Source organism: Pseudomonas viridiflava, from assembly GCF_900602065.1.
GTDB lineage: Bacteria > Pseudomonadota > Gammaproteobacteria > Pseudomonadales > Pseudomonadaceae > Aquipseudomonas.
The window spans coordinates 39,742-65,332 of record NZ_UWFN01000263.1 but is presented as its reverse complement, the minus strand read 5'-3'; the positions used below and the strand labels follow the sequence as shown (position 1 = coordinate 65,332).

The 25,591-nt window shown below is 57.2% G+C and carries 31 protein-coding genes; 17 read left to right on the top strand and 14 right to left on the bottom strand.

Annotation, left to right across the window (positions count from 1 at the left end):
* Window positions 1-26: 26 nt before the first annotated feature.
* Window positions 27-332, bottom strand: a complete 306-nt coding sequence (locus EE949_RS14045) for an NIPSNAP family protein (protein WP_122664830.1) — start codon at window positions 330-332, stop codon at window positions 27-29.
* A gap of 179 nt (window positions 333-511) precedes the next feature.
* Between EE949_RS14045 and EE949_RS14040 the strand changes: the two genes are divergently transcribed.
* A complete protein-coding gene (locus tag EE949_RS14040) occupies window positions 512-1,144 on the top strand; it encodes a LysE family translocator (protein ID WP_122664829.1) in 633 nt (210 codons plus the stop codon).
* A 133-nt stretch (window positions 1,145-1,277) separates the two neighbouring features.
* Here the strand turns inward: EE949_RS14040 and EE949_RS14035 are convergent, their stop codons facing one another.
* Window positions 1,278-1,541, bottom strand: a complete 264-nt coding sequence (locus EE949_RS14035; RefSeq protein WP_122664828.1) for a DUF2798 domain-containing protein — start codon at window positions 1,539-1,541, stop codon at window positions 1,278-1,280.
* Window positions 1,542-1,668: 127 nt separating this feature from the next.
* On the opposite strand from EE949_RS14035, the gene EE949_RS14030 reads away from it, so the two are divergent.
* A complete protein-coding gene (locus tag EE949_RS14030) occupies window positions 1,669-2,577 on the top strand; it encodes a LysR family transcriptional regulator (RefSeq protein ID WP_122664827.1) in 909 nt (302 codons plus the stop codon).
* Between the two features lie 75 nt (window positions 2,578-2,652).
* Complete coding sequence (locus EE949_RS14025; protein ID WP_162874465.1) at window positions 2,653-3,672, top strand: alpha/beta hydrolase; 1,020 nt, start codon at window positions 2,653-2,655, stop codon at window positions 3,670-3,672.
* Here EE949_RS14025 and EE949_RS14020 read toward each other — a convergent pair whose 3' ends face one another.
* Window positions 3,673-3,999, bottom strand: a complete 327-nt coding sequence (locus tag EE949_RS14020) for a winged helix-turn-helix transcriptional regulator (protein ID WP_346010045.1) — start codon at window positions 3,997-3,999, stop codon at window positions 3,673-3,675.
* Between the two features lie 169 nt (window positions 4,000-4,168).
* Here EE949_RS14020 and EE949_RS14015 point away from each other — a divergent pair, with 169 nt between their 5' ends.
* Window positions 4,169-4,912: an SDR family NAD(P)-dependent oxidoreductase gene (locus tag EE949_RS14015; RefSeq protein WP_122664824.1), complete on the top strand. Its 744-nt coding sequence runs from the start codon at window positions 4,169-4,171 to the stop codon at window positions 4,910-4,912.
* Window positions 4,913-4,956: 44 nt separating this feature from the next.
* Here the strand turns inward: EE949_RS14015 and EE949_RS14010 are convergent, their stop codons facing one another.
* The gene (locus EE949_RS14010) at window positions 4,957-5,817 is read right to left on the bottom strand and encodes an aldo/keto reductase family oxidoreductase (protein ID WP_122664823.1); all 861 of its coding nucleotides are present in this window, start codon (window positions 5,815-5,817) and stop codon (window positions 4,957-4,959) included.
* 71 nt (window positions 5,818-5,888) lie between these two features.
* On the opposite strand from EE949_RS14010, the gene EE949_RS14005 reads away from it, so the two are divergent.
* Window positions 5,889-6,530, top strand: a complete 642-nt coding sequence (locus EE949_RS14005) for a TetR/AcrR family transcriptional regulator (protein WP_122664822.1) — start codon at window positions 5,889-5,891, stop codon at window positions 6,528-6,530.
* On the top strand, window positions 6,527-7,018 hold the full coding sequence (locus tag EE949_RS14000) for a GNAT family N-acetyltransferase (RefSeq protein ID WP_122664821.1): 492 nt from the start codon (window positions 6,527-6,529) through the stop codon (window positions 7,016-7,018). Before EE949_RS14005 ends, EE949_RS14000 begins: the two co-directional genes overlap by 4 nt.
* A 193-nt stretch (window positions 7,019-7,211) precedes the next feature.
* Here the strand turns inward: EE949_RS14000 and EE949_RS13995 are convergent, their stop codons facing one another.
* Complete coding sequence (locus tag EE949_RS13995; protein WP_122664820.1) at window positions 7,212-7,511, bottom strand: DUF3144 domain-containing protein; 300 nt, start codon at window positions 7,509-7,511, stop codon at window positions 7,212-7,214.
* 96 nt (window positions 7,512-7,607) lie between these two features.
* Between EE949_RS13995 and EE949_RS13990 the strand changes: the two genes are divergently transcribed.
* Window positions 7,608-8,078, top strand: a complete 471-nt coding sequence (locus tag EE949_RS13990) for an HIT family protein (protein WP_122664819.1) — start codon at window positions 7,608-7,610, stop codon at window positions 8,076-8,078.
* Between the two features lie 189 nt (window positions 8,079-8,267).
* Here EE949_RS13990 and lepB read toward each other — a convergent pair whose 3' ends face one another.
* Window positions 8,268-8,960, bottom strand: a complete 693-nt coding sequence (gene lepB, locus EE949_RS13985) for a signal peptidase I (protein WP_240350602.1) — start codon at window positions 8,958-8,960, stop codon at window positions 8,268-8,270.
* A 451-nt stretch (window positions 8,961-9,411) separates the two neighbouring features.
* Here lepB and EE949_RS13980 point away from each other — a divergent pair, with 451 nt between their 5' ends.
* The 3 genes from EE949_RS13980 (at window position 9,412) to EE949_RS13970 (ending at window position 11,733) form a co-directional block, all read left to right on the top strand.
* Window positions 9,412-10,338 carry a Gfo/Idh/MocA family protein gene (locus tag EE949_RS13980; RefSeq protein ID WP_122664817.1) on the top strand — a complete coding sequence of 309 codons (927 nt, stop codon included), beginning with the start codon at window positions 9,412-9,414 and terminating at the stop codon, window positions 10,336-10,338.
* A gap of 381 nt (window positions 10,339-10,719) precedes the next feature.
* Window positions 10,720-11,178 (top strand): GNAT family N-acetyltransferase, encoded by a 459-nt coding sequence (locus tag EE949_RS13975; RefSeq protein ID WP_122664816.1) that lies wholly within the window; start codon window positions 10,720-10,722, stop codon window positions 11,176-11,178.
* Between the two features lie 69 nt (window positions 11,179-11,247).
* On the top strand, window positions 11,248-11,733 hold the full coding sequence (locus EE949_RS13970) for an AAA family ATPase (protein WP_122664815.1): 486 nt from the start codon (window positions 11,248-11,250) through the stop codon (window positions 11,731-11,733).
* 90 nt (window positions 11,734-11,823) lie between these two features.
* On the opposite strand, the gene EE949_RS13965 is transcribed toward EE949_RS13970, so the two are convergent.
* Window positions 11,824-12,285: a GNAT family N-acetyltransferase gene (locus EE949_RS13965; protein WP_122664814.1), complete on the bottom strand. Its 462-nt coding sequence runs from the start codon at window positions 12,283-12,285 to the stop codon at window positions 11,824-11,826.
* A 447-nt stretch (window positions 12,286-12,732) separates the two neighbouring features.
* On the opposite strand from EE949_RS13965, the gene EE949_RS29820 reads away from it, so the two are divergent.
* On the top strand, window positions 12,733-12,879 hold the full coding sequence (locus tag EE949_RS29820) for a hypothetical protein (protein ID WP_162874466.1): 147 nt from the start codon (window positions 12,733-12,735) through the stop codon (window positions 12,877-12,879).
* A gap of 1 nt (window position 12,880) precedes the next feature.
* Entirely contained in the window at window positions 12,881-13,234 is a 354-nt protein-coding gene (locus EE949_RS13960) for a GNAT family N-acetyltransferase (RefSeq protein ID WP_240350603.1), read from the top strand.
* 50 nt (window positions 13,235-13,284) lie between these two features.
* On the opposite strand, the gene EE949_RS13955 is transcribed toward EE949_RS13960, so the two are convergent.
* Window positions 13,285-13,773: a cyclophilin-like fold protein gene (locus tag EE949_RS13955; RefSeq protein WP_162874467.1), complete on the bottom strand. Its 489-nt coding sequence runs from the start codon at window positions 13,771-13,773 to the stop codon at window positions 13,285-13,287.
* Window positions 13,774-13,823: 50 nt separating this feature from the next.
* Entirely contained in the window at window positions 13,824-15,035 is a 1,212-nt protein-coding gene (locus tag EE949_RS13950; protein ID WP_205505000.1) for an MFS transporter, read from the bottom strand.
* 224 nt (window positions 15,036-15,259) lie between these two features.
* Here EE949_RS13950 and EE949_RS13945 point away from each other — a divergent pair, with 224 nt between their 5' ends.
* Together EE949_RS13945 and EE949_RS13940 are read left to right on the top strand one after the other, a co-directional pair.
* Entirely contained in the window at window positions 15,260-16,207 is a 948-nt protein-coding gene (locus tag EE949_RS13945) for an AraC family transcriptional regulator (protein WP_122664812.1), read from the top strand.
* Between the two features lie 373 nt (window positions 16,208-16,580).
* Complete coding sequence (locus EE949_RS13940) at window positions 16,581-17,288, top strand: tRNA (adenine(22)-N(1))-methyltransferase (protein WP_346010043.1); 708 nt, start codon at window positions 16,581-16,583, stop codon at window positions 17,286-17,288.
* 454 nt (window positions 17,289-17,742) lie between these two features.
* On the opposite strand, the gene EE949_RS13930 is transcribed toward EE949_RS13940, so the two are convergent.
* Window positions 17,743-18,294, bottom strand: coding sequence for a hypothetical protein (locus EE949_RS13930; protein WP_122664810.1), 552 nt, complete (start codon window positions 18,292-18,294; stop codon window positions 17,743-17,745).
* A 291-nt stretch (window positions 18,295-18,585) separates the two neighbouring features.
* On the opposite strand from EE949_RS13930, the gene EE949_RS13925 reads away from it, so the two are divergent.
* The 3 genes from EE949_RS13925 (at window position 18,586) to EE949_RS13915 (ending at window position 22,403) form a co-directional block, all read left to right on the top strand.
* Entirely contained in the window at window positions 18,586-20,277 is a 1,692-nt protein-coding gene (locus tag EE949_RS13925; protein WP_122664809.1) for an Hsp70 family protein, read from the top strand.
* 6 nt (window positions 20,278-20,283) lie between these two features.
* A complete protein-coding gene (locus tag EE949_RS13920) occupies window positions 20,284-21,675 on the top strand; it encodes a J domain-containing protein (RefSeq protein WP_122664808.1) in 1,392 nt (463 codons plus the stop codon).
* Window positions 21,676-21,776: 101 nt separating this feature from the next.
* Complete coding sequence (locus EE949_RS13915) at window positions 21,777-22,403, top strand: glutathione S-transferase family protein (RefSeq protein ID WP_122664807.1); 627 nt, start codon at window positions 21,777-21,779, stop codon at window positions 22,401-22,403.
* A gap of 96 nt (window positions 22,404-22,499) precedes the next feature.
* Here EE949_RS13915 and EE949_RS13910 read toward each other — a convergent pair whose 3' ends face one another.
* From EE949_RS13910 to EE949_RS13895, 4 genes are all read right to left on the bottom strand, one after another.
* The gene (locus tag EE949_RS13910; protein ID WP_122664990.1) at window positions 22,500-22,658 is read right to left on the bottom strand and encodes a DUF2986 domain-containing protein; all 159 of its coding nucleotides are present in this window, start codon (window positions 22,656-22,658) and stop codon (window positions 22,500-22,502) included.
* A gap of 148 nt (window positions 22,659-22,806) precedes the next feature.
* A complete protein-coding gene (locus tag EE949_RS13905) occupies window positions 22,807-23,808 on the bottom strand; it encodes an NAD(P)H-quinone oxidoreductase (protein WP_122664806.1) in 1,002 nt (333 codons plus the stop codon).
* A complete protein-coding gene (locus EE949_RS13900; RefSeq protein ID WP_122664805.1) occupies window positions 23,805-24,143 on the bottom strand; it encodes a carboxymuconolactone decarboxylase family protein in 339 nt (112 codons plus the stop codon). The genes EE949_RS13905 and EE949_RS13900 overlap by 4 nt, the downstream gene beginning before the upstream one ends.
* Before the next feature lie 11 nt (window positions 24,144-24,154).
* Window positions 24,155-25,591 (bottom strand): NAD-dependent succinate-semialdehyde dehydrogenase, encoded by a 1,437-nt coding sequence (locus EE949_RS13895; RefSeq protein ID WP_122664804.1) that lies wholly within the window; start codon window positions 25,589-25,591, stop codon window positions 24,155-24,157.

The following is a 25,591-nucleotide window of genomic DNA, read 5'->3' as shown; positions in this document are numbered from 1 at the left end:
TCGAAGTTCGCTGTGGCTGGCAATAATCAATCAAGCACGGGGCGCATAAAACTACGCTCGTAGCTGACAATGAATTTCTTCTCGACCGCCAGTGCCACCGCTTCAATGCATTCGGCATCGGTTTCGGCTTCTTTGCGATAGCGCTCATAGTCCGCAAGGCTCTGAAAACTGAACAGGCAATAGGCGACGTTGTTTGCACCTTCGGCCGGCAGGAAATAGCCATGGTGCAAACCGCCCATTCGCGTCACCAGGCGGATCCATAAGCGTGAATAGATTTCAAAGGCCGGGATTTGGTACGGATCAATCAGATACTTCACGTGGCAGGTGATCATTACGAGCTGTCCTTGTTCGAGAGGCACAGAGGTTAGCAATTAAGTATCGGTGTGAATATTACTGCGCTGTGTATGACGTTTTGTTCCTGAATCTGTATCTAACGCCTTTCGCTCCTGCGCTTTACGCTTGCCTCCAAGAACCGGCCCAGCCGAACGCCAGCGATTCCAGGAGTTATACCGTGCCCGAACTGTCCAGCCTGTTGGCCTATGGTCTGATTTCACTCGGGATGGTACTGACTCCCGGCCCGAACATGATTTACCTCATATCACGCTCGATCTGTCAGGGGCGTAAGGCCGGGTTGATTTCACTGGGCGGTGTTGCGTTGGGTTTTGTTGTTTATATGGTGTTCGCCGCTCTGGGTATTACCGCCCTGGTGATGGCGGTGCCTTATGCGTATGACGCATTGCGAGTGGGCGGCGCGTTGTATCTGGTTTATCTGGCCTGGCAGGCGGTCAAGCCGGGTGGCCGTTCGCCGTTTCAAGTCAAAGACCTGCCCAGGGACAGCCCGCGCAAGTTGTTCATGATGGGCTTTGTCACCAACCTGCTGAATCCCAAAGTGGCAGTCATGTATTTATCGTTACTGCCCCAGTTCATCGATCCAGGGCATGGCAGCGTTCTGCTGCAATCGCTGGTGCTGGGCTTTACGCAGATTGTCATCAGCGTGAGCGTCAACGCGATGATTGCGATCATGGCGGGTTCAATCGCAGCGTTTTTTGTCGGCAGGCCGTTTTGGCAGGTCGTACAGCGCTGGTTAATGGGCACAGTGCTCATGGGGCTGGCGGTGCGGATGGTGATTGAAGGGCGGCGTTGATTGTGGCGTGCGGTCCTGCGACATTGCGGGATCGCAGCCAGACCGCGTCATCGTTCATCGCGAGCAAGCTCGGCTCCCACAGGTGAGCGGTTGCCAGTGAATCCCGCGTCGTTACCGTATGCCGCGCGACACTTCAATGCCCGTGTACGGTCCACGCCACCAGCCGGGCGACCATCGGGCGTACCACGAGCACACAGATGAATGCAGATGGCATCGCCACTCGATACGCATTCATCACATTCCTCATGTAATGTTCATCAAAACCAAATTCAGCCAGAGTAATCACCAGGCACATGAGAAACGCCATGATGGTCGCCATGTACAGTGCAAACACATAAGGTGTGGCGCGTTTTGGAAAGCGTAGGCGCAAGGTGTTCTGGGTGCTTCCGGCAGTCATCGGTTAACCTCGTCAAGAGTGGGTATCGCAGGAGCCGCTAACCTAACAAGCTGCTGCATGTGCCGGTAGCCACGTAATGCTTGAATCACTGTTAAGTAAAATCAACGAATGGAGCGCTGGGAGTTCGATGGATATTCTGGGGTTGATCAGTACGTTCATTCGCGTCGTGGAGGTTGGCAGCATTGCCGCAGCGGCCAGAGCCCAGGGTATGAGCGCGGCAGCGGTGAGTCAGAGCATCAGTCGGCTGGAAAAACATTTGGGCACGCAATTGCTTTCCCGAACCACACGCAGGATGGCGCTGACTGAAAGCGGGACGCGGTACTACGAAAAAGTGCGCCACATCCCACGCGATATCGAACTGGCTTCCCAGGCTGCTGGCGTCGCTACCGAACCTCAGGGGCCGCTACGGATTGCGACGACGGCAGCGTTCGGTCGGCATGTGCTGGCACCACTCATGCCTGCGTTCAAGGCGGCTTACCCGCGCATCAGCGTCGAGCTGATCAGTGCCGACCGGCGTGTCGATCATCGTCTGGAAGGTGTAGACGTCAGTATTCGTATCGAGGCGCAATTGAACGATCAGTTGGTCGTGCGACGTATCACGTCACTTCCATTCGTATTCTGCGCATCGCCTGCCTACCTCGACCGGGCGGGCGTGCCCACTACCCCGGAAGAACTGAAAGAACACGACTGCCTGGTGTTTCGCTACCCCACTGACGGACGTTTTCTGCCGTGGAATTTCATACGCGGCGGCAAGCGTTTCGAGGCGAAGGTCAACCCGGGTTTTGTCTGTGATGACATCGACATGCTCACCCAGATTGCCCTGAACGGCGGTGGCATAGCCCGTCTGGCAAGCTTCATTGCGCAGCCTCTGATCGACAGCGGGCGCTTGCTGCCCTTGTTCGAATCAGGCAATCGCAGCGATGCCTTTGCAGAGTCTGAACCGATGGATATTTACGCCTGTGTCACGGAACGGTCGGCATTGAATGCGAAGGTACGAGCGTTCATCGAGTTTCTTGAGGGTGCGCTGCACTCGTAGCAGATCCGGCGCTCTATTGAATGATCCGCAGGATGGTTTAAACCGAAACTTATTGTGTTGGCGAGGGGCAAAATATTGGATATCCACGAGCTTGAGCCTTTTAGCGAGCATGAAGTCGCAGAAATGCAGCGTTTCAACAAAAAGCTCGGCTGGTTGCCGCGTTTTCGAATCCGCAACCGCCTGACGCCCCGGGTTATTCAGACACTGCTGCGCGCAGGGCAAATCGGCGGCGCGAACAAGCTGGCCAAACAGGGGCTGCTGGCTGAAAAGCGTTTGGTTGGTGTCGACGGTTTATCGGTACCCGTACGGATCTTGCGGCCCAAAGGTAAAGCCCGAGGCGTGGTGTTTGATATCCATGGCGGAGGGTGGGTAATCGGCAATGCGCAGATGAACGACGACCTCAACGTTGCCATGGTCAATGCGTGTGATGTGGTGGTGGTTTCGGTGGACTACCGACTCGCCGTGTCGACGCCCGTTGAAGGCCTGATGGATGACTGTCTTTCGGCGGCGCGCTGGTTGTTGAGCGGTGCCTGCAAAGAGTTTGCGGATTTGCCTGTGATCATTGTCGGTGAGTCGGCGGGTGGGCATCTTGCAGCCGCGACGCTTCTACGGCTCAAGGCCTGGCCCGATTTGCTCCAACGGGTAAGCGGGGCGGTCCTTTACTACGGCGTTTATGACTTGACCGGCACGGCCAGCGTACGCACGGCCGGGCCAGAAACGCTGGTCCTGGACGGTCCAGGTATGGTCGAAGCACTGCGCCTGCTCACGCCCGGACTGAGCGACGAGGAACGCCGCGTGCCGCCATTGTCGCCTTTGTATGGCGACCTTGAAGGTTTACCTCCAGCGCTGATGTTCGCCGGTGAGCTGGACCCACTGCTGGACGACACCGTGGAGATGGCGGAGCGGTGGAAGAAGTCTGCGGATGTTGAGTTGCACGTGATGCCGGTTTGCGCACACGGGTTTATTCATTTCCCGACGGCGATGACTCAGCGAGTGCTTGCGCGCAGTCATCAGTGGATTGCCAGTCGAATCAATGCTGTGGCGACTGAGCCCGGTTCTGCTGACCGCCGCGCAGTAAAAGTAACGCTGAGTTAATCAATTTCTGGCTTTACGACCCAGCGGGCTTTTCACGGGCAAACTTTTTCCATGTTCGCTCCACCATGTGTTCAGTGCTTCCATGGTCGGCCCCAGCGCCCGTGCCTTGTCCGTGATCGCGTATTCGACGCGTGGCGGTACTTCTGCAAACACTGTGCGGGTAATCAGGCCATCGTTTTCAAGTTCGCGCAGTTGCGCCGTCAGCATGTGTTGGGTGACGCCGGTTATGGCTTTGCGCAGCTCGCCGAAGCGGTAGATCCGCTGATTCAACAGCCACATTATTTCCAGTTTCCATTTGCCTGAAAGCAACGCGAATGCCCGACGCATCTCTTCGTGCATGTTGACGTTTTCGCCGTCATTAGTCTGGTTTTCCATACTGACTGTCACTTTTTCATCCTACTTGTGGCTTTTCATCCAGGACGACATCTTTGCCGGAAATCGATGCCGCTGAACAGTGCGGCCGATCAAATTCCTACAGACTGACTGGAGAACAAAGATGGCCCGACTCAACGGTAAAGTTGCAATCGTCACAGGTGCCGGGCGCGGCATTGGCCGTGCCACTGCAAAGCTGTTTGCAGCAGAGGGCGCACGCGTGGCCGTAGTGTCACGCACGCCTGAAAATGTGGATCGTGTGGTTGCCGATATCAAGGCTGCTGGCGGTGTCGCGCTGGGCGTGGTCTGCGATATCGCCGACCCTGAACAGATCAAGGCTGCCGTCGACAAGGTGGTCGCTACCTATGGCCAGATCGACATTCTGGTCAACAATGCGTTTGATCCTTCGGCGGTGCTGTCATCGGTTCTCGATCTGTCGGTCGAGCAATTGCAGCGCAATTTCGAGATGGGCCCCATTGCTTACCTGCGCACCATGCAAGCCTGCTATCCGTACCTGAAAGCCAGTGGCGAGGGGCGAGTCATCAACTTCGGCTCGCTGGCCGGGGTCATCGGTCTGCCAGGCTATGTGCCTTACAACATGGCGAAAGAAGCAGTGCGCGCCTTGACCCGCTCAGCGGCGCGGGAGTGGGGACCTGACAACATCACCGTCAACAACCTGCTGCCAGTTGCCGACACCTGGGGCGCGGGAGCGGATGTACCTGCACCCGCCAACGCGCTGGCTCGCTATGGATCGCCAGAAGAGGACATTTCCCCGGTCGTGCTGTTTCTCGCCAGCAAGGATGCCCAATACCTGACCGGCTACAGCCTGACGCCGGATGGCGGGATGATTATTGATAGTGCTCGTTGATCATTGCGTGACTGAGTGGCAGCGTTAGCTGCTCAGTCCTGGCCTTAAATCGCATTCAGTTCTGCCAACGTGTCATCGGACAGAACCAGTTCGGCTACTACCAGGTTTTCACGCAGGTGAGTCACCGAGGAGGTGCCGGGGATCAGCAGGATGTTGGCCGAGCGACGCAGTAGCCATGCCAGCGCCAACTGCTTTGGCGTCACGTCCAGTCGCTGTGCAATCGTCGACAGTGCAGAGGACTGAATCGGTGTGAATCCACCCAGCGGGAAAAACGGCACGTAGGCGATGCCGTCACGGGCCAACTCGTCGATCATGGCGTTGTCGTGCTGCTGGGCAATGTTGTAGAGATTTTGCACGCAGACGAACTTGACCAGCTTGCGCGCTTCGGCGACTTGCGTCGGTGTGACGTTGCTGATGCCGATGTGGCGAATCAGCCCTTGCTGCTGCAGTTCTGCAACTGCGGTCAATTGTTCTTCGATCGACCCTTCAGCTGTTCCCATTGCATTGAACATGATCCGCACGTTCACAACATCCAGCACGTCCAGGCCAAGATTGCGCAAGTTGTCATGCACCGCCTGCGTCAGCTCTTGCTTTGAGGAGGCTCGAAGCCAGGCACCGTCTGCGCCGCGCAATGCACCGATTTTGGTGACGATGGTGAGGTCGTCCCGATACGGATGCAGCGCCTCGCGAATAATCTGATTGGTGATATGCGGCCCGTAGAAGTCGCTGGTGTCGATATGATTCACGCCAGACTCGACAGCCTCGCGCAGGACTGCGACCGCCGCCTGGCGATCCTTGGGTGGACCAAATACGCCGGGGCCTGCCAGTTGCATGGCGCCGTAGCCGATACGTTTTACCTGGCGGTCGCCGAGGTTGAATGTGCCGCTTTTAGTTAGATCCGTCATGTCCATCACTCTTGCGTGGCTTGAGGGAAACTATGGTATGAAGGAACCTTCAGGTTTTGAATTCGCATTCCATGACGACTGTTAAAGCTTCTTTAAAGCCAAGAAAATCAGCTGTTCAAGCCAGATCTGTCGCAACGGTAGATGCGCTTCACACCGCGACCCTTCAGGTTTTGACTCAGCACGGGCTAAAGCGCTGCACCACCACGCGGGTTGCCGAGCGCGCCGGAATGTCCGTGGGCAGCCTCTATCAGTACTATCCGAACCGTGACGCGCTGCTGGCAGCGGTGCTCGAAAAGCATCTGCTGGAAGTCGTCGAAACGGTGGAGCTGGCTTGTGCCCGTTATCACGGTAAGGCTGTTGCTGAAATGGCCGCGGGCTTTGTCTCGGCGTTTCTGGCCGTAAAGCTGCGAAACCCAACGGCTTCGAAAGCGCTTTACGCGATTGCGGCGGAGCGGGGCGGTGCCGAACTGATGGCTCGCATCGGCGAGCGCATGGTGGCCGCCATCGCCAACATGCTGGCAACCGCAGCGGATGCGCACTTCGAGGCTCCGGCTTTGGTCGCGCAAGTTTCTTTGCACGCGGTGATCGGGCCGGTACGAGCCATGCTTGAGGGGTTCTCGCCGCCTGATTTCACAGAGTGCCTTGAGCAGCAGTTGACCTTGTTACTGACGGCCTATCTTCAAGTTCATCAGAGCGTTAAAAGTCGCCCATGAAGCCATTTAAAATTCGTCAGTTAGACCGTTCCGACACTGATTCGCTGCTGGCATTTGAAGTCCGTAATCGTGAGTGGTTTGAATCTCACATTGATGCGCGAGATCCTTCGTTCTATTCGTCACAGGGTGTCGCAGAGCATATTCAAGGCTATCTGGCCGACTTTGCCATAGGTGTCTGGCATCCGTTTGTTATCGAAGATGACCATGGAGAAATAATAGGCCGGGCCAATCTGAAGGATATAGACCTGTCAGCGCGTTGCGCCGAAGTGGGTTATCGAATTGATCAAGGTGCTTGCGGGCAAGGGCTGGCAACACGGGCGCTGAAGCATCTGATTGAAGAGGCCAGGAGTCGGGGACTTACGCAACTGATTGCTTATGTCTTCAAGGAAAACCTCGGTTCGAGGAAGGTCCTTGAGCGATGCGGGTTTCAGTCTGAGCAGTCGGTGCATGACGAGGCGGCAGAGGGCAGGTTTGTGCTGCTTCTCTAGCTAGCAGCTATCAGGTCAGCGATAGAGGTGTGTCAGGCAGGCCGCCATCGGCGCCGTCGTAACCTCCGACAACTCCTACAGAACTGCGGTGTATCTGACGGAATACCAAACCTGTAGGAGCTGCCGAAGGCTGCGATTGGCACCCTCGTCTACTTCCGATCTGAACGCCTTAAAGGCTATACGTCCGCCCACATCAATCTGGCTTTTGCACCATCATGTACTGGCCGAAGTTGTTGATGTGATCGTCCAGGTTATCTTCAAGCATCAGCCTGTATTGATCACAGAAATACTTCAGCATCGCCTCACGCGCCTGAGCCATTTCCTCACCGGATTTAAAACTGCGCGCGCTGACCCAGGCATTGAATCGTGTGGTGCCAAACATCATGGATGCGTTGACTTGACCGATGTTTTCGAAAGTTTTGAGCTGTTCGTTGGACAGTTCAATGTGCGCGTCGGCGCGATCATAGAATGCTTGGTCTGTAGCGTCTGGCATTGCGGGTTACCTGGGTCGTTTTTGTTGAGTGCCTGGAGCATTAAAACATCTTTGTCTTTAGCTTGATGCAGAAGAGCAGCAGAGGGATGAACGCGCATGACTGAGTGGGACATTTTCGAAACCGAGCACTGGCGGGTCAGCCATCGGCGTGATGCTCGTTATAGCGGTTACCTGATGGTCAGTTCGGTGGCTTCTGCCACGGATTTCATGGACCTCAGTGACATGGCGCTGGCTTCGCTCGGAGGTGTATTACGCGAAACCGAGCAACTTCTTTTTCGCGCCTACGAACCCTGGAAAGTCATCGTTTACAAACTGGGTTTGTCCGCGGGTTTCAATCTGCATTTTCACGTTGCCCCCGTCACACAGGCGTTGTTGGCGCAAGTCGCGAGCCATCCGGATTATGCTGATGAGCCTGACGGTAACGATGCGATTGTTTTTTTGAGTCGCGTGTATTGCGAGCGACCATTGAATGAACAAGAGCGCGAAGCTCAGTATAAGACGGTGATGATTCTCCGCGAGCTGCTGGCCACGTCGGCGGTCGGTAATAAAACACCTGGTGTTCGATGAGCAGCCAGAGCGTTTCCCCAGGTACCTATTGGAAACCCTCGTAGGCTTTATCTTCTTCGGCGGTGCAGGACTTGCGACGACGTGGGGCGTATTGCGGGGGCGCAAGGCGTTCAAACGGTGGAATACGCCGTTTTAGTCGCAAGTCAGGCTGGTGATTCGACAGTGGGTAATCCCACTGTCGGCGTTCATTCAAAAATTCGTTCCCATCCTCGAGTGATCATCAGATAACCATATCCCGGTTACCCGGCCTGTGATGTCTTTCAGTGGGACCTGCCCCATGAAACGGCTGTCGTTACTTGAGTCTCTGTTATCACCCAACAGATACACATGATCGGGTTCAACTTTGACAGGCGACAGGTGCTGTGACTGCGCATCCACTACGGAACCTGGAGGCGCAAAAAACAGGCCGAGGTTTTCACCATTGTTAATCACCTCTCCGTTGACGATTGCCAGGATGTCGCCAGGAACTCCCGCAACTCGTTTAGTGGCTTCAATACCGTTAAACCGGTACACCACGATATCGCCCACCTTCGGTGTGCTGTACCGGCTGTTTTTCACGATGTAGTCGCCTACTTCCAGCGTTGGTCTCATCGAGCTGCTCGGGATGCTGTAGAGCTGATAGCCGAGCAGGGTGGAGCGCAATGGGTGGAACAGCACCAATGTCAGCATGATTAAAGACGCAACATATACAACATGGAACCGCATGGTGGGCAGTGATGTTGAATCGTTGTGCTTGCGTGCAATGATTGCCGCCGCAATAGCGGAGCAGAGCTTGACCAGCACGATGAACGCCAAGAGCGCATAGACCCCCTTGGGAGTTGCGATCAATCCCAGGGCGCCCGCCATTATCACGCCCGCATAGAGAAAGCCGGCGACGCGCACTGCCCACTTCACGCGCCCGACATACACAAGCCCCCAACCGGGTACCAGACAAGACATAAAGAAAGCGTTTGTTGAGTATCTCTGGCGCTGCATACTGGATTTATCACCGTATTGGAAAAAGTTAGAGTACTGACATCTTGCGGTCGACTCGTAACGAGGTCGTGTTAAAAGAGCTTGCTGGCGGGCAAAGCAGAAGTACTGCAATCGAGGAATGCATGGGCTGCAATTCCATTAATCCTGGCACTGCAATGCTTTCGACTTTTTTGACTATACGATGCCATTCATTGTTGGCGCAAAGGTGTGATCAGGCATGTTGCGCCCCCGTCATCCTGTTTCTGTGAGTCTGTTAGCCAGATTTGGATAGGCAGAGTCATCGACGGCCGACCAGAACTGCGGCCATAATCGAGTCATTACGCTTCCCAGAATAAATACAAAAACTCAGGAGTCATCGATGCAACCAATCCGTCTCGGTCTGGTGGGCTACGGCAAAATCGCCCAGGATCAACACGTGCCAGCCATCAATGCCAACCCGGCTTTTCAACTGGTGGCGGTGGCTACGCAAGGACAGCCCTGTGTCGGGGTCGAGAATTTCAAATCCCTTGATGAACTGCTCGAAAAGGGCTCGCAGGTCGACGCCATTGCATTCTGTACGCCACCGCAAGGGCGATTCGTGCTGGTGCAACAAGCGCTCGCAGCGGGCAAGCATGTGTTGGTCGAGAAGCCGCCGTGTGCCACGTTGGGTGAGGCCATGGCCTTGGTGAGTCAGGTTGAGCAGCAAGGCGTCAGCGGCCTGTTCGCCTGGCATTCGCGTTACGCGCCGGGTATCGAAGCAGCCCGTGACTGGCTGGCCACCCGCACCCTGCAAAGCGTACAGATCGACTGGAAGGAAGACGTGCGCAAATGGCACCCCGGCCAGGCGTGGATCTGGCAGCCAGGTGGATTAGGTGTTTTCGATCCGGGCATCAATGCGCTGTCGATCGCGACCCATTTGTTGCCGTTGCCGCTGTTCGTTGCGTCGGCTGACTTGCGGGTCCCGAGTAATTGCCAGTCGCCTATCGCCGCCTCGATCAAAATGTCTGATGCGCGCCACCTTGATGTTCGCGCGGAGTTTGATTTCGATCACGGTCATGATGAACTCTGGAGCATCGAAATTCGCTGCGCCGAAGGTGTTTTGCGACTCGATAACGGCGGCGCACTGTTGAGTATCGATGGCGTGCGCCAGACAGTTTCCGAAGAGGGTGAATACGCTGCGGTCTATCGACACTTTCAGCAGTTGATTGCGAGCAAAACCAGCGACCTTGACCTGCAACCGCTGAGGCTGGTTGCGGACAGTTTCTTCGTCGGCAGCCGGGCATTGGTTGAGCCGTTTTATGATTGAGCGTGACGTTATCTGAAGGGCCAAAACCTTCGGCCACTCACTGCATCTCCCGATTGAATCCTATCCTGTACAGACTGTGTGAAAACTACTGCGCTCGGCAATACTGCGTTAAAACAGGCGAAAAATGCTCATTTAGAACACCTAGACTCCGCTTTTTCGCCTGTTTTTGCCTTGTCTTGCCGTCGCTCGCTACGTTTTCACACAGTCTGTGTAGGAGCTCACCGAGGTTACGAGGCCAGCGATGGCGGTTAGTCTGACACACCGCCATCGCTGGCCTCGTAACCTCGGTGAGCTTCTACAGGTCCGATACCCGTAGATTAATGACGCTTCCATGGCTCGCTCGGCCAAGCGTCATGGCAAGCAAGCCAAAAGGAATTCGACATGCATCGCCTGACCTGGCTGCGTGATGAGATGCAACACAGCAATACCTTCGCGCAGTGGCTGCATCAACAGTTCGCGTACGAATATATCGGTCAGTCCCTGGCCGACTGGCAGCATGAGTTTGCCGAAGGGCAGTTGAGCGGTGACTGGCAATGCCTGATCGCCGTTGAGGATGGCCAGCTACTGGGAGGCGCGGCGCTTGCCACAAACGACCTCGCCGAGCGTCCGGAGCTGGGGCCGTGGCTCGCGTGCGTGTTCATTGCCCCGCATGCACGGCAGCGAGGCCTGGCAGAGCAACTGATCGAAGGCATCTGCACGGAAGCAAAGAGGGGCGGCACCTCGCGCATTTATCTGCATACCCACGATCGCCATGAGTACTACGCGAAGCGCGGGTGGCAGGTGTTGGAACGCTTTGAGGCCTGGGATAAGGCGCAATGGCTGATGACGCGGGATCTTTGATCGCTGCCAGTCATTGCCCGTTCGGTCTTCGGCGGGCAGTATCACGGTTTGACAAACGGACGCGTCGCCATGCACACACCCAAACTTCACCTCATGTGCGGCAAGATCGCATCCGGCAAATCAACACTCGCCAAAGCACTGGCCGTCGAGCATTCAGCAATCTTGCTCAGTGAGGATCACTGGCTCTCAAAGCTCTACCCCGGCGAGATCAACTCAGTCGCCGACTACGTGCGATCTGCACACCGGATACGCGATGTATTGGGCCCACTGGTCATCAACCTGCTGAAGTCAGACGTTGATGTGGTTCTGGACTTTCCGGGCAATACCCGCGCCGATCGCGAGTGGTTACGCAGCCTGTCGGAGGGCGCGAAGGTCAGGCACTGTTTGCACTATCTGGAGCTGGACGATGATATTTGCCGCGCCCGCCTGCACGCCCGTAACGAGCGCGCCGAGCACGACTTTGCAGCCACCGATGCCGAGTTTGATTTGATCACCCGTTATTTCCAGGCTCCCACAATGGAAGAAGGCCTGGATATTCTGGTCCACCGTCCGTAGCGCGGATGGCTGCGTAATCTGTTTTTAACGCAGACGAAAAGCAAATCAGTATTTAGTACAACTCGTCAGGTTTAACGACTCATGGGGCTGTTATAGGTCTGCGCCGTCGGCATTTCGAAGAAGCTGCACATGCGTGGCGTGATCGTCGTCCAATGGCTGAAAACCACAGCGCAGGTAAAATGCAGCCGCATCCGGGTTATCGGTGGACAGGCGCACCATGCGGAAATGCTCAGTCGCATATTCCACAAGCTGATTGACCAACCGCCTTCCGATGTTCTGATTTCTTGCTTCATTGGCGATGTACACCCTGCGTAGCCTGCCGATGTCCTGACCAGCAAACGGGTCCCGCGTCAGGCCACCAATGCCCACAAGACGGTCTCCCAGATACGCCGTCATCAGGCATTCACCCTGCGCCTCAAAACGGTTCGCTCCGGTTTGCCACTCCTCAATCAAGCGGGTGAGAAACCTGAAACCCTCTGCGCTCGCTTGTTCTTCCAGTGCCTGAATCTGTGGAGGCAATGCGGTGATCAGTTGAATGTCCACGTGGTTCACTCGATGTTCTCGTTTTGAGAGAGGCTCCGTCTTGCCAGAAATACCAGTACAGGTTGCAATCGGCAATGGTCGGGGAATTGCCGACGGGGCGCCCATTTTACGGAAATCGAAGCTAGTCATCCTTCAATTGATCCGCAAGAAACTCGACCATAGCCCTCACTCGACGACTGGGGCTGCTGGTTGCCGTTACCGCGTGCCAGCCAATAGCCGGGTGTCGCGCAGATGATTCGCTGGCTTCTGGTCAGCGCACGGGAGAATTCGGGAGGGCGGTGTTTCAGGCAGTACATTAACCATGGATGTACCGCCCTTCAGGTGTCAGGCGTTGGTTCGGCCGACAGCAGCTGGATCACCGCAGCCATCAGCTATCGTTAGTGGCGACAGTCACCTGTGTGCTCACGGCACGTCGGCCAGTCCCGGCGTCGGCACACGAATAGCGGAATAGCTCAAATGACAACCCATGAACCTTCTATAGGCAGGGCCGATGAGTCTGATCTGGACGGCATTCTGGAGCTTCAGGCTGCGAATCAGATCACCCAGGGTGGTTCGCTTTCGGCCAGCCTGCCACGCTCGCGAGTGCAGGCGATGAATGAATAAAATGCCCCTGATCGTTGCGCGCCGTGACGGGCACATTACCGGCTTTCTGATGACCACCACACGAGCGATGAACGCTGATCTGCCGATAGTGAAGGCCATGTTCGCCGCCTATCACGGCACACCTGACGCCTATGTCTATGGCCCGATTTGCGTCGGTGAGCAAGAGCGTGGCAAGGGGCTGGCGCAGAAGATGTTTGCCGATCTCCGGCGCCTTGAGGCGGGGCGTGAAGGCATTCTTTTCATACGTCAGGACAACGAGCCTTCATTGCGGGCGCATTTGAAAATGGGCATGAAGGAGGTCGCCCGTTTTTCATTCAAGGGGTTTGAGTACGCTGTCTTTTCTTATATTGGATAGCCTTTGCCCATGACAGGAAGAGGGCGGCTTGCAGTGCCGAGCGGTGATGCTTATTGCCTCGAGAACACCACCCTGACATTGCTTCGACCAAGCACTTTAGCCAGATCCTCAGCCCCCTCAACCCGGCCAATACGAGTGTATGAGTAGGGCGAGTCAAACGTCAGGTAGAAGAGCACCAGAGTGTCCGAGCCGTACAGCATGAGATCGCCGTTATGGATTACGCCCGGGCGGTACGGCGCGGTGGGCAGTTTTTGTGCGAGGGTGACGTGTTTCTCGTTGCCATTCAGGTCCGGCATGTTCAGGGTGAGCGGCAATCTGGCAGCCAGTGCGCGGCCGGTCTCGTTGTCAGCCAGGGTGACAACGAACGGGCGATCGCCAACAGTCATCCCTATGCGTAGCCCAGCTGCGGGTGTGGGTGGGGTCGTTGAATCCGCGATGGCTGAGACCGGGGTTGCCTCAGCGCCGAGCATCAGAAGACCCAGTAACAGGCGCGTAGCACGCTGACGTAAATGCAGTAAATAGCTATGTGCCCTGATCATGAATGTCTCCGTGTCGGGGACGTGCCGGGAAGATCGACTGAGTTTGCGAGTCAGCTCGCGGTATTGGCCGTCACAAGCGATTGACCAGACGCCGCACGCGCCGCCAGCAGCGCAAGTACGGCTGCAATCACCAGCAACGCCGCGCTTAATTCAAAGGTTGCCCGGTAGCCACTGAAGTCGAATACAAAGCCGCCGACGGTAGCGCCCAATGCGATTGCCAACTGGATGATAGCGACCATCAGTCCGCCGCCTGCTTCTGCATCTTCGGGCAGTGTTTTGGCCAGCCATGTCCACCAGCCAACGGGGGCGGCAGTTGCGACCAGTCCCCAGAGGCCGAGCAGTACCGCAGTTGTCAGTGCTGAGCTGCCGAACGAAACCAGAGCCAGTGCAATTACAGCCATCAACACTGGAATGACAATCAGTGTTCGATGCAGGCCGGTTTTCAGGAATATTTCGATCAGGAATGTACCTGCCAAACCGGCCAGACCCAGAATAAGCAGCATCAGTGAAAGCATGGAAACGCTGACATGCGTGACGGCCTCAAGAAACGGGCGCAGGTAGGTGAACAGCATGAACTGGCCCATGAAGAACACGCTGACGGCCACCATACCCAGAGCGACGGGCGTATTTTTCATTAGCTGGAAGACGTTACGGCTGCCCACGCGGCCGGTGGCCTTCATCGGCGGCAAGCTGAACAGCAGCCATGCCGAGGCGAGCAGGGCAACTGGAACCACGCAGAAAAAAGCCCCACGCCAGCCTATCAAGGCACCGAGAAAACTCCCGAGAGGCGCAGCTATGACGGTGGCCAGAGCGTTGCCGCCATTGACGATGGCCATCGCTCGCGTCACCTGATCTTCCGGCACCAGGCGCATGGCCGTTGCTGCTGACAGGGACCAGAAGCCACCGATGGCGACGCCGATCAGCGCCCGTCCAGCCATGAACAGCGTGTAGTTTGGCGCGAACGCCACTACGGTGCCGGAGACGATCATCAGCAGCGTGAGCGATAGCAATAACAGCTTTCGGTCAACCCGTGCCGCCACGGCTGGAATCAGCAGGCTGGTGAACAGGGCAAACAGCCCGGAGACGGAGATGCCCTGACCAGCTTGTCCTTCAGTAATGTGCAAATCGGCTGCAATTGGCGTCAGCAGACTGACCGGCATGAATTCCGAAGCGACCAGTGCAAAGGCGGCGAGTGACATCGCGAGCACTGCGCCCCAGGAGTGCTGGTCGTTCTGAGTGGAGAGGTGAGATGTATCGGTCATTGAATGATGTGTCCTGTAGAGCGTGAAGCGTCGCGGCATCGATATCGCAACCGCGAAAGGGACGTGCCCATAGGCCTGTCATTGATGAACCATTTTCCCCGGATGGCCGGACGCTCTGTAGCGCATTCCAATGACTTACTTGCCTGATCCTCTGAGTCTTGCTCTTTAAGCAGGACGCCCGGACGACAGAGGGGTAGAGTTCAGTGAAGAGGCGCGAGACGAACATGGCGATCAAACAAAGCACTGCAGTTCAACATTCATCGGCACAAGAACGGCTGGCGCAGATCATTGGCGAGCGGGTTTCCATCCCCGGTGATTTCGGCATGCCCATCGAGGGTCTTGGTTTCTTCAGGCGCGAACATCCGTCGTCGCCCGTGGTGTGCATGGTCGAGCCGAGCATCATTCTGGTTGCCAGTGGCGAAAAGCAGTTGTGGGTAGGCGGCCAGGGCTATCCCTATGACACGACCCGCTTTCTGATCACCTCACTGGACTTGCCTGCCAACTCTGAAGTGTTGGCGGCAAGCCCTGAACAGCCGTGTCTCGGGCTGACGTTGAAGCTGGATGTGCGCATGCTGGCTGAGTTGGCTGCACAGAGCGGTCTGTCGCCGGTTCGTGATCGATCCGTCGGGGCGGGCGTCGGCATCGGCTCTGTCACCGACGCATTGTTAGCGTCGTTCGAACGCCTGCTGGCGTTGCTTGAGGAACCCGAAGCCATTCCGGTTCTTGCACCGCTGATCAAGCGCGAAATCCACTATCGGCTATTGATGAGCGACCAGGCGAACAGGCTGCGACAAATCACTGCTGTGGACGGTCAGGGTTATCGAATCGCCAAAGCCATCGACTGGTTGAAGCTGAACTACGCCAGCGCGCTGCGGGTCGACGAACTGGCCGCCCGTGTGCAAATGAGTGCGGCCACCTTTCACCATCATTTCCGGCAGCTCACGGCAATGAGCCCTTTGCAGTATCAGAAGTGGCTGCGATTGAATGAAGCGCGGCGTTTGATGCTCAACGAACAAAAGGACGTTTCCAGTGCGGCCTTCAAGGTCGGCTACGAAAGCCCGTCCCAGTTCAGCCGCGAATACAGCCGCCTGTTTGGCGTACCGCCCAAACGGGATATTTCCGGGTTGAGGGGGCAGGGTGGGGATGTCGATTTGCGGGAGAGCGGGACTTGAGTGGCTGCCTCTTACTGCTTTGAGAGGTGCGCGGCGGTTTTCCATGTGTCCACGCCTACGAACGAGCTGAAGCATGACGGAGGCCAGGATCACCTGTCGACTGATCGCCACGTTACGAGTCCATCCAGACCATGGCTGGACTTGAGTCCTCCATCAAACGCTGGATCTGTAGGAGCTGCCGTAGGCTGCGATCGCGATGTGTCAGGGATAACTGATCGCAGCCTTCGGCAGCTCCTACAGAAAATGCATCAGGCCCACGTGCACGACAATCCGCGCCATGCTCGCTTTAAAGTTGATCTGCACAACATTGCTCGCCAGAATCGCGCTCCTGTCCGACCAAGCGTGTTGGGTGTGCAGTGAATAGGGGCGGCGGTTGAACGAACACACATTGTCCATGCGCCTTGAGCGCGTGGCGGCGCAGGTACCGGCCGGTGCACGGCTGGCCGATATCGGCTCGGACCACGGCTACCTGCCGGTGGCATTGTTGCGCCGAGGATTGATTGCAGCGGCGATAGCGGGCGAAGTGGCTGATACACCGTTTCGTGCGGCCAAACGCACCGTGCGCGAAAACGATCTCGATCAGCAGATCACCGTGCGTCTGGCCGATGGGCTGGCAGCAATCAAGCCAGAGGACCAGGTCACAGCGATCAGCATCTGTGGAATGGGCGGAGAAACCATCCGCGACATCCTCGAAAGCGGTCAGTCGCATTTGAGTGGCCGGGAGCGCTTGATCCTGCAGCCCAACGGCGGGGAGCAACCGTTGCGCCTATGGCTGATGGAGCATGACTACCGGATCCTCTATGAAGAGGTCCTGCGGGAAAACCGTTTCGATTATGAAATCATCGTTGCCGAGCGCCTCGGGCCGGTGATCTACACCGCTGAGGAACTGTACTTTGGCCCGTTACAGATGCAGGAGCGCAGTCCGGCATTCCTGCTCAAGTGGCATCGGTTGTTGCGTTACAAGCAGAAGACGTTGAAGCACTTCGAACGCGCTCGTCAGGCGCTGCCGGAGGAAAGGCTGGAAGACGCCACCCGGCAGGTTCGGTGGATTACTGAATTGCTGGCTGCTACTGGAGCATGACGCGCTGAATATTCGGGCGATTGGTTTTATCTGGGAATACGCGTCGTAGGACCGGCTTCAGCCGGGAAGAGGCCGGGACAGACACTTGGTGTCTCCCTGTCGGAATACCGTCTTCCCGGCTAAAGCCGGTCCCACTACAACGCGCCAGTATCGGGCCCGCATCAAAACCTGTGAGAGCTGAGCTTGCTCGCGATGAGGCTGTCGAGTCATCACCGCCTCACGTCATATCCTCCTAGGTCTTCAGGCGTTTCGCTTTAGTTTTGCGACCGAGCTTGAAGGCATCACCCGACGCTTCTGGCACAAGGGACATGCAGGGGGGAGCGGGCTCGGTCTGGCCATCGTCGATGCCATTGTCATCAGCAGTCAGGGGGAGTTGTCGTTCGCCAATCTGGTGGATGGGTTTGAGGCGGTCTTGAAACTTCCCTTGGCCGAGACGTCAGCGAACAGTTTTCAATCAGTGCCCACTTTCTAAAGATCTCCGGGCAATTGCCTGAAGCATGCGGCGACGAATCATGCCGCTCACTGGCCGTATCGCGTACCAATAAGGCGTGAAACGTCTGAGCGCCTGACGATCAACGCAATGCACCCGCGTGTGTGTCGTCATCCGGGCTAGCCCTGACTCCAGGCGCTGACAAGTAAAGCTGATCGCGAGCTTGACGCTGCCCGGTTCAGCAAAGTGTTGAAAGGCTTCTCCATCAGCCAAATGGGCCTGGCCGTAGTCAGCCTGCCAGAACTTTCCTGCCAGTCCGTAGACGACTTCTGTGTCGCCATCGCGATGCAGCAGGGTGAAGTTGTCCATGCCAAAACTCGCTTTACTGCTTGATGCCGAGCGTTGGAATAACCGCATGGGCAGCTCGCGTAGCTGGATGGCGTAACGAAAGAACCGGTCATCTTCAGGTCGGTACTTAACGGCTTCAGTCATCAGCCGGGCCGGGCTGGCTGCGGTTTCCAGCCAGTGGGTTTCACTGAACTGATAGTCAGGCAGGTAACGATCAATAAGATGCATCCGTACTCCTTATTGCAGGATTGTCCCGGTCGGCGGGGCGATAGATCAGGCCATTCTTTTAGATGTGCGTCTGGATCATCCTGCCTTGCCGACGTCTTGTGCAATCACGATCTGCTTTAGGGATCTCATGGTGATCCCGATACTCTGAACGCTTCATTCGTGAGTCTAAAGCTACCGCCCTCGCTGCCGATAACACCGGCCATAAACATGCGCCGTCGCGATAACGGCAATGACTGAATTTGCGACCAAAGCGTTGTGCTTGAAGGTCGCGTCATTTAAGGAAGAGTGACTGTGATCATTGGTATCGACCTGGGCACCACCAATAGCCTCGTGGCCGCTTGGGATGGCGAGCAGGCCCGGATACTTCCCAATGCCCTGGGCAACTTCCTGACCCCCAGCGTGGTTGGCCTCGACGACCATGGTCAGTTGGTGGTCGGTGACATCGCCCGTGAGCGTTTGCATACCCATCCCAAGCTGACCGCGTCGCTGTTCAAACGCTACATGGGCAGCGCCCGTGAAACCCATCTCGGCGGTCGCGCCTATCGCGCCGAAGAGCTTTCTGCAATGTTGCTGCGCAGCCTCAAGGCTGACGCAGAACGTGCTCTGGGTGAGCCAGTCCACGAAGCAGTCATCAGCGTGCCTGCGTATTTCAGCGATGCTCAGCGCAAGGCCACGCGTATCGCTGGCGAACTGGCGGGGCTGAAGATTGAAAAGCTGGTCAACGAACCCACCGCCGCAGCGTTGGCTTATGGTCTTCAACAGCGAAATGAAGCGACCTTTCTGGTATTCGACCTTGGCGGGGGCACCTTTGACGTGTCCATCCTTGAGCTGTTCGAAGGTGTCATGGAGGTTCGTGCCAGTGCGGGGGACAACTTCCTCGGCGGCGAAGATTTCGATGATCTGCTCGTGCAGCACTTCATCGCCAAAATCGGCACCTCTGACCTGCCAGACACAACCCTGCCGGCAATAGCCCAGCGGTTGCGGCGCGAGGCACAGCGGATTCGTCACTCGTTGGGGCAGGCGCAGGTTGCGCATTTTACCCTGCGTGAGCAGACACGCGAGTGGAGCCTTGAGCTGACGCAGAGCGACCTCGCTGAGATTGTCCGTCCATTACTGGATCGTTTACGCGCCCCGATCGAGCGCGCGTTGCGCGATGCCCGAATCAAGGTCGCGGACCTCGACGAAATATTGCTGGTGGGTGGCACAACGCGTATGCCGTTGGTGCGCAAACTGGTCGCGGCACTGTTCGGACGAATTCCGGCGATGCAGCTCAACCCGGACGAGGTGGTCGCGCAGGGCGCGGCGATTCAGGCTGCGCTGGTAGCACGCCATGAATCTCTGGAAGAGGTGGTGCTGACCGATGTATGCCCCTATACCTTGGGGATCGAGACTTCGGTGCAGGTCGGTGCCGGTTATCAAAGCGGTCACTACCTCCCAATCATCGAGCGCAATACCGTGGTGCCGGTCAGCCGTTCCCGCTCGGTGTCCACCCTCAGTGATAATCAGAAAGTGGTCAATCTGTTGATCTACCAGGGCGAAAGCCGCTTGGTGAGCAACAATATTTTCCTTGGCGAGCTGGAAATTCCGGTGCCGCCGCGCAAGGCCGGTGAAGTCAGCCTGGACGTACGTTTTACCTACGACAACAATGGCTTGCTCGAAGCGCAGGTCCATCTGCCGATCAATGGCGAAACCCTGCGGCTGGTGATCGAGAACAACCCTGGCGTATTGGCTCCTGAAGAAATCGCCCGGCGTCTGACGGCTCTTGAGGCGCTGAAAGTGCATCCGCGTGATCAGCAGGTCAATACCCTGCTGCTCGCCCGACTGGATCGCTTGTATCAGGAAAGCCTCGGTGACGGTCGTCTGCACATTGCCGCCCTGGCGAACCATTTCCAGCAAATGCTCGACACACAGGACGAACGCCAGATACGCGAAGCTCGTAGCGATATTACCCAGCGGCTGGTCCATTTCGAGCGAGAGGTTTAAGCCGTCATGAGCCACTGGCAATTGCTCGATCTGACTCCGGATGCGGACGAACGCAGCATCAAGCGCGCCTATGCGCGGCTGCTCAAAACCCATCGTCCAGATGAAAATCCCGAAGCGTTCCAGCGCCTGCGTGAAGCCTATGAAAGCTCCCTGGCAGAAGCTCGCTGGCGTGCGCAGGCCGATGACGAGGTTATCGATGAGCCTGCGGTGGCAACGATTGAAGAAGCGGCAGTGCAGTCGACGCTGCAAGCTGACGCCACTGCGCTAGTGATGCCTTTTGAGCGTGTTGAGGTACTCGACGACGTCAGCCCGCCAGACCCTTCTCTGGAGCAGATACAGCAGTGGCTGGACGAGGGTAAAGAGCGGCAGGTCCTGGATGCGCTGCGCATCTGGCTGGCGAGCGACTGGCTATTGCCTTTCGAGCGCCGCCAGCAGTTCGAGCAGCGCGTACTGGATTGGCTTGAGTCGGCTCCTGAATGGACGCCGGCCTTCTTCGAAGCGGTGTGCCAGTCGATGGGCTGGGACGAAGCACAAGGCAATATTCCGTGCGACTACTGGCGCTGGGACCGACTGATCCACAGGTGTGAAGCGCGGGCGATGGAAGAAACCATACGCAGCGAGCTGGCCAGGTATGACGCCGACAAACTCCACGGACAGGCTGCCGCGTTGCTGCTCAAACCCATGAGTGATCACCGCCGACGTGGCATGGCCGACTATTTCACCGGCCTTGACTGGCAACGCTTTGCTCAGCTCGCGCAGAACATCGAATATCAGAACCCGGATATACCTCGCAGGCTGGGGCTGCAACCGCTTGAGAACTGGCGGGACTGGTTGCCACCCTCCAGCTATCGAAGCATCTACATTTTCCTGTGGTTGGCGCTCTCTGCTGTCCTCATAGCTTCGGCGCTGCTTGGGCCAAGTAAGACTGATCAACTGGGCTCGATCATTTTTCTGCCAGTGTTTGTGCCGGTGGTGATGTGGATCGGCATGAAGATGTATCACGTCTGGGCCATGGTGGCCGTGGCATTGGGGAAGCTGGATGTAATCATCAGCCGCGAATTCATCCCGCATCGCTGGTATCGACAAGGTGCCGGTCTGTTGTTGCTCCGGCACATTGTTCCCAGTCTGGTTCCCGCGGCGCTGGCCTGGGTATGGTCTGCCAGTACTACGGCGCTAATACCGCTGGCCCCGATGTTGGTGTTATTAGGCACGCTTTATTTCACGGATGAAGCGCTGACCGGCGGCAAGGTTTCGCTTGGAGCGCGGGCTTTGGCGGCAATCAAACGCAAAGCCGGACGGCTGCCGTGGCACCTGCTGCAGCGCGAAAGCCTGATCGCCATCTTTGCTGTCTTGGGGACGGCTGGCTTCGTGTATTTCCGCATGAAGAACCTGCTTTAACAGGCAGGCCCGTTTTCACTGCGTATTACTGTGCAAATCCACAACTATCTCCGCCGGGCGTAGTCTGTTCATAGACCTCACTCTCGCCCGGCGGAGCTTTCATGATCATTGTTCATCACCTCAACAACTCGCGCTCCCAGCGCATTCTCTGGCTGCTTGAAGAGCTTGGGCTGCCCTACGAGATCAAGCGCTACCAGCGCGACCCAAAAACCAATCTGGCGCCCCCAGAGCTCAAGGCGATCAATGCGCTGGGCAAGTCGCCGGTCATTGAAGATGGCCCGCACGTGGTCATCGAGTCCGGCGCGATTGTCGATTACCTGATTCGTCGCCATGGCGATGGTCGCCTGCAACCGGACCCTGCCACGGCCACCTACGATGAATATGTGCAGTGGCTGCACTTTGCCGAAGGCTCGGCCATGCTGCCACTGATGCTCAACCTGTACGTTGGGCGGCTGGGGGATGCGGGTGCGCCGTTGCATCCTCGTATCGAGTCCGAGCTGGCGAATTATCTGGGCTATCTGAACGAGGCCTTGGGGCTAACCCCGTTTCTGGTGGGCGACGAGATAACAGGTGCGGATGTCCAGATGAGTTTCATCGGCGAGTTCGCCAAGGCTCAGGGCATGTTGCAGCCTTACCCGAATGTTGCCGCGTGGGTGCAACGCTTTCAGGACCGACCCGCGTATCGCAAGGCGCTGGAGCAGGGTGGGGAGTATGCATTTGCCAAGTGACCGCCGGACAAATTCGGCGATTGCTTAGCGTAGAAGCTCGCTGGCGCTACGTTGCTTGATCGCGTAGCGACCCGAGCCGATTGAAGTGAGCCAGGATCAGCTCTCGGAAGGCGCAGTAGAGTCCTGTGCGGTCTCGGCGTCCATTTTCAACCGGTCAGCTTTGCTGATGTATTTAGGCTTTTTCGGGGCCAGCTTGGCGTTGGCTTTTTTGGCTTTGGCCTTGAATAGCTGCTGTAGTTTTTTCTGGCGGTTCATGTTTTCTGCTCGGCGAGTCAATGCTGGGTCATGCGGGTGCGAAATTCTAAACCAGATCCCGGTCGAGCGCTTTGAGTCGATTGCTTTGTCGATGACAGGCATAGTCGGATGCCCCGGATTTTGCGGGCATCCGCATCAGTGGCCTGACTTAGAGCAAGTCTTCAGGCTGCATTGTCAGGATGATCTTGCCCACGTTTTCGGCTGACTCCATCCGGCGATGTGCATCCGCCGCACGTGACAGCGCGAAGGTGCTGTCCACCACCGGCTCCAGGCTGCCAGCGCCTTCAAACCGCTCAAGCCAATGCTCGCGAAAGCGTTTGATCATGTCGTGCTTCTCCGGCTGGGTGCGGGATTTCATCACCGTGCCGATGATTTGCAGGTGGCGGTAAAGGATATGCTCCAGCGCTATCGACACCTGGCCGCCGCCGCCAAGAATGCCCACCTGGATAAGCCTGCCGCCGTTGGCGAGCGAGGCAATGTTGCGTGCGAAGTAAGGCTCGCCGACAAAGTCGATGACCACATCCACACCGCGACCACCGGTCTTGTCGGCAATGACTTCGGCGAAATCAGTGGTTTTGTAATCGATGGCAACATCGGCGCCCAAGTGTTCGACACGCGCCAGTTTGCTGCCTTCGGTTGTCGCATAAACGGTGGCCCCTGTGGCGTAGGCCAGTTGTACCGCAGCCGAACCGACGCCTCCCGCAGCCGCGTGGATCAGCACCGAGTCGCCGGACTTGAGTCGAGCCAGATGCATCATCGCTTCATGGGCGGTGACAAACACTTCGGGAATGGCGGCAGCGTGCACATAGTCCAGTTGGGCGGGAATGTGCATCGCCATGCGGTAGTCAATTCGCGCCTGTTCGGCGTAGGCACCGCCACCCACCACGCCCATTACTCGATCCCCGACTTTGAAACCCGACACGTCGCTGCCTGTTTCAATGACTTCACCGGCTATCTCAAGCCCGATGATCGGCGAGTCGCCGAAGTCTGGTCGACCATAGCCACCGGTGCGATGGGTCAGGTCCGCCCGATTGACACCGGCGGCATAGACGCGCACCAACAGGTCGGTCGGGCGTACTTCGGGACTTGGCGCGTCTTGAAGTTTCAGTACATCGGCATCGCCGAAGTTTTCAATGATGATGGCTTTCATGGCTGGGTTGTCTCCGATTCAGTAAAGGTGGCATTGGCAATGGCGGACGCGGTAATGGCCGCAGGGAAACCGGCATAGAACGCCAGGTGAGTGATCGCCGCGGCGATTTCGCTGTGGCTGACTCCATTGCTGACTGCACGCTTGAGGTGGGCAGGCAGTTCTTCAGAGTGACCACCGGCAATCAGGGCAGCCACCGTGACCAGGCTGCGGTCGCGTGGCGACAGTGCCGGATCACTCCAGATCTGCGGGTACAAGGTCGAGTCAACGAACTGCGACAGTTTTGGGGTGAAGGCTCGGGCGGCTTCGCGCGGGCTGCTGAAATTGATGTTCGACATGGGAGACGTCCTCAGATCTGGCTGATGAATTTGTGAGTCAGGTAGTGCTCGATGCCCTCAATGCCGCCTTCGGAGCCGTGACCGCTTTCTTTCATGCCACCGAAGGGCAGTTCAGTGGCCACAATCCGGTACTGATTGATGCCGATCATGCCGGCCTCAAGACCGTCAGCGACGTCGATTGCGGTGCGTGCACTTGAAGTGAACGCGTAGGCAGACAGGCCGTAAGGCAGGCGGTTTGCTTCTGCCAGACCGTCCTCCAGTTCATCGAATGGCATTAATATCGCGATGGGTCCGAAGGGTTCTTCGTGCATGACCCGGGCGCTCATGGGCACATCGGCCAGAACAGTTGGCTCGAAGAAATAACCGTCACCCGGCAGACGCTTGCCGCCTGCCAGCAGCCGCGCACCCTGAGCAACGGCGTCGGCCACCAGTTCTTCCATCTTGGCCAGTTGCCGTGGGTTGGCGAGTGGGCCGACTTGGGTATCTGGCTGCAAACCATTGCCGATTTTCAAGGCGCGGGTGGCCGTTACAAAGTGATCAACGAACGTTTGGTAAACCTCTTTCTGAATCAGAAAACGCGTGGACGAAATGCACACCTGTCCGGTGCCGCGAAACCGGTTTGCAACGCCTTCTACCGCCGCTTTTTCAACCTCCGCGTCTGCAAACACCAATACCGGCCCGTGACCACCCAGCTCCAGGGTGATGGGCTTGACGCCTTCTGCGGCGCGAGCAGATAACAGGCGGCCAATCGGCACCGATCCGGTGAAGGTCACTTTACGAATGATCGGTGAGGCAATCAGTTGGCTGGAGACTTGATCAGGGATGCCGAAAACGATTTGCAGCACGCCTTTGGGCAAACCTGCATCGTCCAGCGCACGGGCCAGGGCCAGGGCTGTGGACGGGCTTTCTTCGCCAGGCTTGAGGATCACGCTGCAACCGGCTGCCAGCGCTGCCGAGAGCTTGCGGGCAGGGGTGATGGCCGGGAAATTCCACGGGGTAAAGGCGGCCACCGGACCAATCGCCTGACGCTTGACCAGTTGCAGAACACCCGGACGGTTGGCAGGTACAACACGACCATCAATACGGCGTGCGCTTTCAGCGAACCATTCGAAGTACTCCGCTGCGCGCTTTACTTCATCCAGGCTTTCGGTCAGCGGCTTGCCTTCTTCCAGCGTCATCTGGGCAGCGATATGCGGTGCACGTTCGAGGATCAGATCGGCAGCGCGTTTGAGAACCTTCGCACGCTGGTCCGGCACTGTGTTGCGCCAAGTATCGAAGCTGATTCGGGCGACTTCCAGTGCGTGCTGAAGGTCAGCTTGCGTGGCCAGCGGTACGCGCCCGATTTCGTGCCCGATTGCCGGATTGACGACAGCGGCGGTATCGCGCCCTTGAGCGTCGATCCACTCGCCACCGATGAAAAGATAAAGCGGGTCGTAAGAAGTGTTCAT

Coding starts and splice junctions, on each gene's coding strand:
- EE949_RS13905 (WP_122664806.1), bottom strand. CDS start 23,808: ATGAAAGCCATCATCATTGAAAACTTCGGCGATGCCGATGTACTGAAA.
- EE949_RS13950 (WP_205505000.1), bottom strand. CDS start 15,035: ATGACCGATACATCTCACCTCTCCACTCAGAACGACCAGCACTCCTGG.
- EE949_RS13960 (WP_240350603.1), top strand. CDS start 12,881: ATGCCCCTGATCGTTGCGCGCCGTGACGGGCACATTACCGGCTTTCTG.
- EE949_RS13990 (WP_122664819.1), top strand. CDS start 7,608: ATGACTGAGTGGGACATTTTCGAAACCGAGCACTGGCGGGTCAGCCAT.
- EE949_RS13930 (WP_122664810.1), bottom strand. CDS start 18,294: ATGCATCTTATTGATCGTTACCTGCCTGACTATCAGTTCAGTGAAACC.
- EE949_RS14030 (WP_122664827.1), top strand. CDS start 1,669: ATGGATATTCTGGGGTTGATCAGTACGTTCATTCGCGTCGTGGAGGTT.
- EE949_RS13955 (WP_162874467.1), bottom strand. CDS start 13,773: ATGATCAGGGCACATAGCTATTTACTGCATTTACGTCAGCGTGCTACG.
- EE949_RS14010 (WP_122664823.1), bottom strand. CDS start 5,817: ATGACGGATCTAACTAAAAGCGGCACATTCAACCTCGGCGACCGCCAG.
- EE949_RS14015 (WP_122664824.1), top strand. CDS start 4,169: ATGGCCCGACTCAACGGTAAAGTTGCAATCGTCACAGGTGCCGGGCGC.
- EE949_RS13980 (WP_122664817.1), top strand. CDS start 9,412: ATGCAACCAATCCGTCTCGGTCTGGTGGGCTACGGCAAAATCGCCCAG.
- EE949_RS13995 (WP_122664820.1), bottom strand. CDS start 7,511: ATGCCAGACGCTACAGACCAAGCATTCTATGATCGCGCCGACGCGCAC.
- EE949_RS13895 (WP_122664804.1), bottom strand. CDS start 25,591: ATGAACACTTCTTACGACCCGCTTTATCTTTTCATCGGTGGCGAGTGG.
- EE949_RS14045 (WP_122664830.1), bottom strand. CDS start 332: ATGATCACCTGCCACGTGAAGTATCTGATTGATCCGTACCAAATCCCG.
- EE949_RS13910 (WP_122664990.1), bottom strand. CDS start 22,658: ATGAACCGCCAGAAAAAACTACAGCAGCTATTCAAGGCCAAAGCCAAA.
- EE949_RS13920 (WP_122664808.1), top strand. CDS start 20,284: ATGAGCCACTGGCAATTGCTCGATCTGACTCCGGATGCGGACGAACGC.
- EE949_RS14005 (WP_122664822.1), top strand. CDS start 5,889: ATGACGACTGTTAAAGCTTCTTTAAAGCCAAGAAAATCAGCTGTTCAA.
- EE949_RS13945 (WP_122664812.1), top strand. CDS start 15,260: ATGGCGATCAAACAAAGCACTGCAGTTCAACATTCATCGGCACAAGAA.
- EE949_RS13915 (WP_122664807.1), top strand. CDS start 21,777: ATGATCATTGTTCATCACCTCAACAACTCGCGCTCCCAGCGCATTCTC.
- EE949_RS14020 (WP_346010045.1), bottom strand. CDS start 3,999: ATGCGTCGGGCATTCGCGTTGCTTTCAGGCAAATGGAAACTGGAAATA.
- EE949_RS14000 (WP_122664821.1), top strand. CDS start 6,527: ATGAAGCCATTTAAAATTCGTCAGTTAGACCGTTCCGACACTGATTCG.
- EE949_RS13970 (WP_122664815.1), top strand. CDS start 11,248: ATGCACACACCCAAACTTCACCTCATGTGCGGCAAGATCGCATCCGGC.
- EE949_RS14035 (WP_122664828.1), bottom strand. CDS start 1,541: ATGACTGCCGGAAGCACCCAGAACACCTTGCGCCTACGCTTTCCAAAA.
- EE949_RS13900 (WP_122664805.1), bottom strand. CDS start 24,143: ATGTCGAACATCAATTTCAGCAGCCCGCGCGAAGCCGCCCGAGCCTTC.
- EE949_RS29820 (WP_162874466.1), top strand. CDS start 12,733: ATGACAACCCATGAACCTTCTATAGGCAGGGCCGATGAGTCTGATCTG.
- EE949_RS13975 (WP_122664816.1), top strand. CDS start 10,720: ATGCATCGCCTGACCTGGCTGCGTGATGAGATGCAACACAGCAATACC.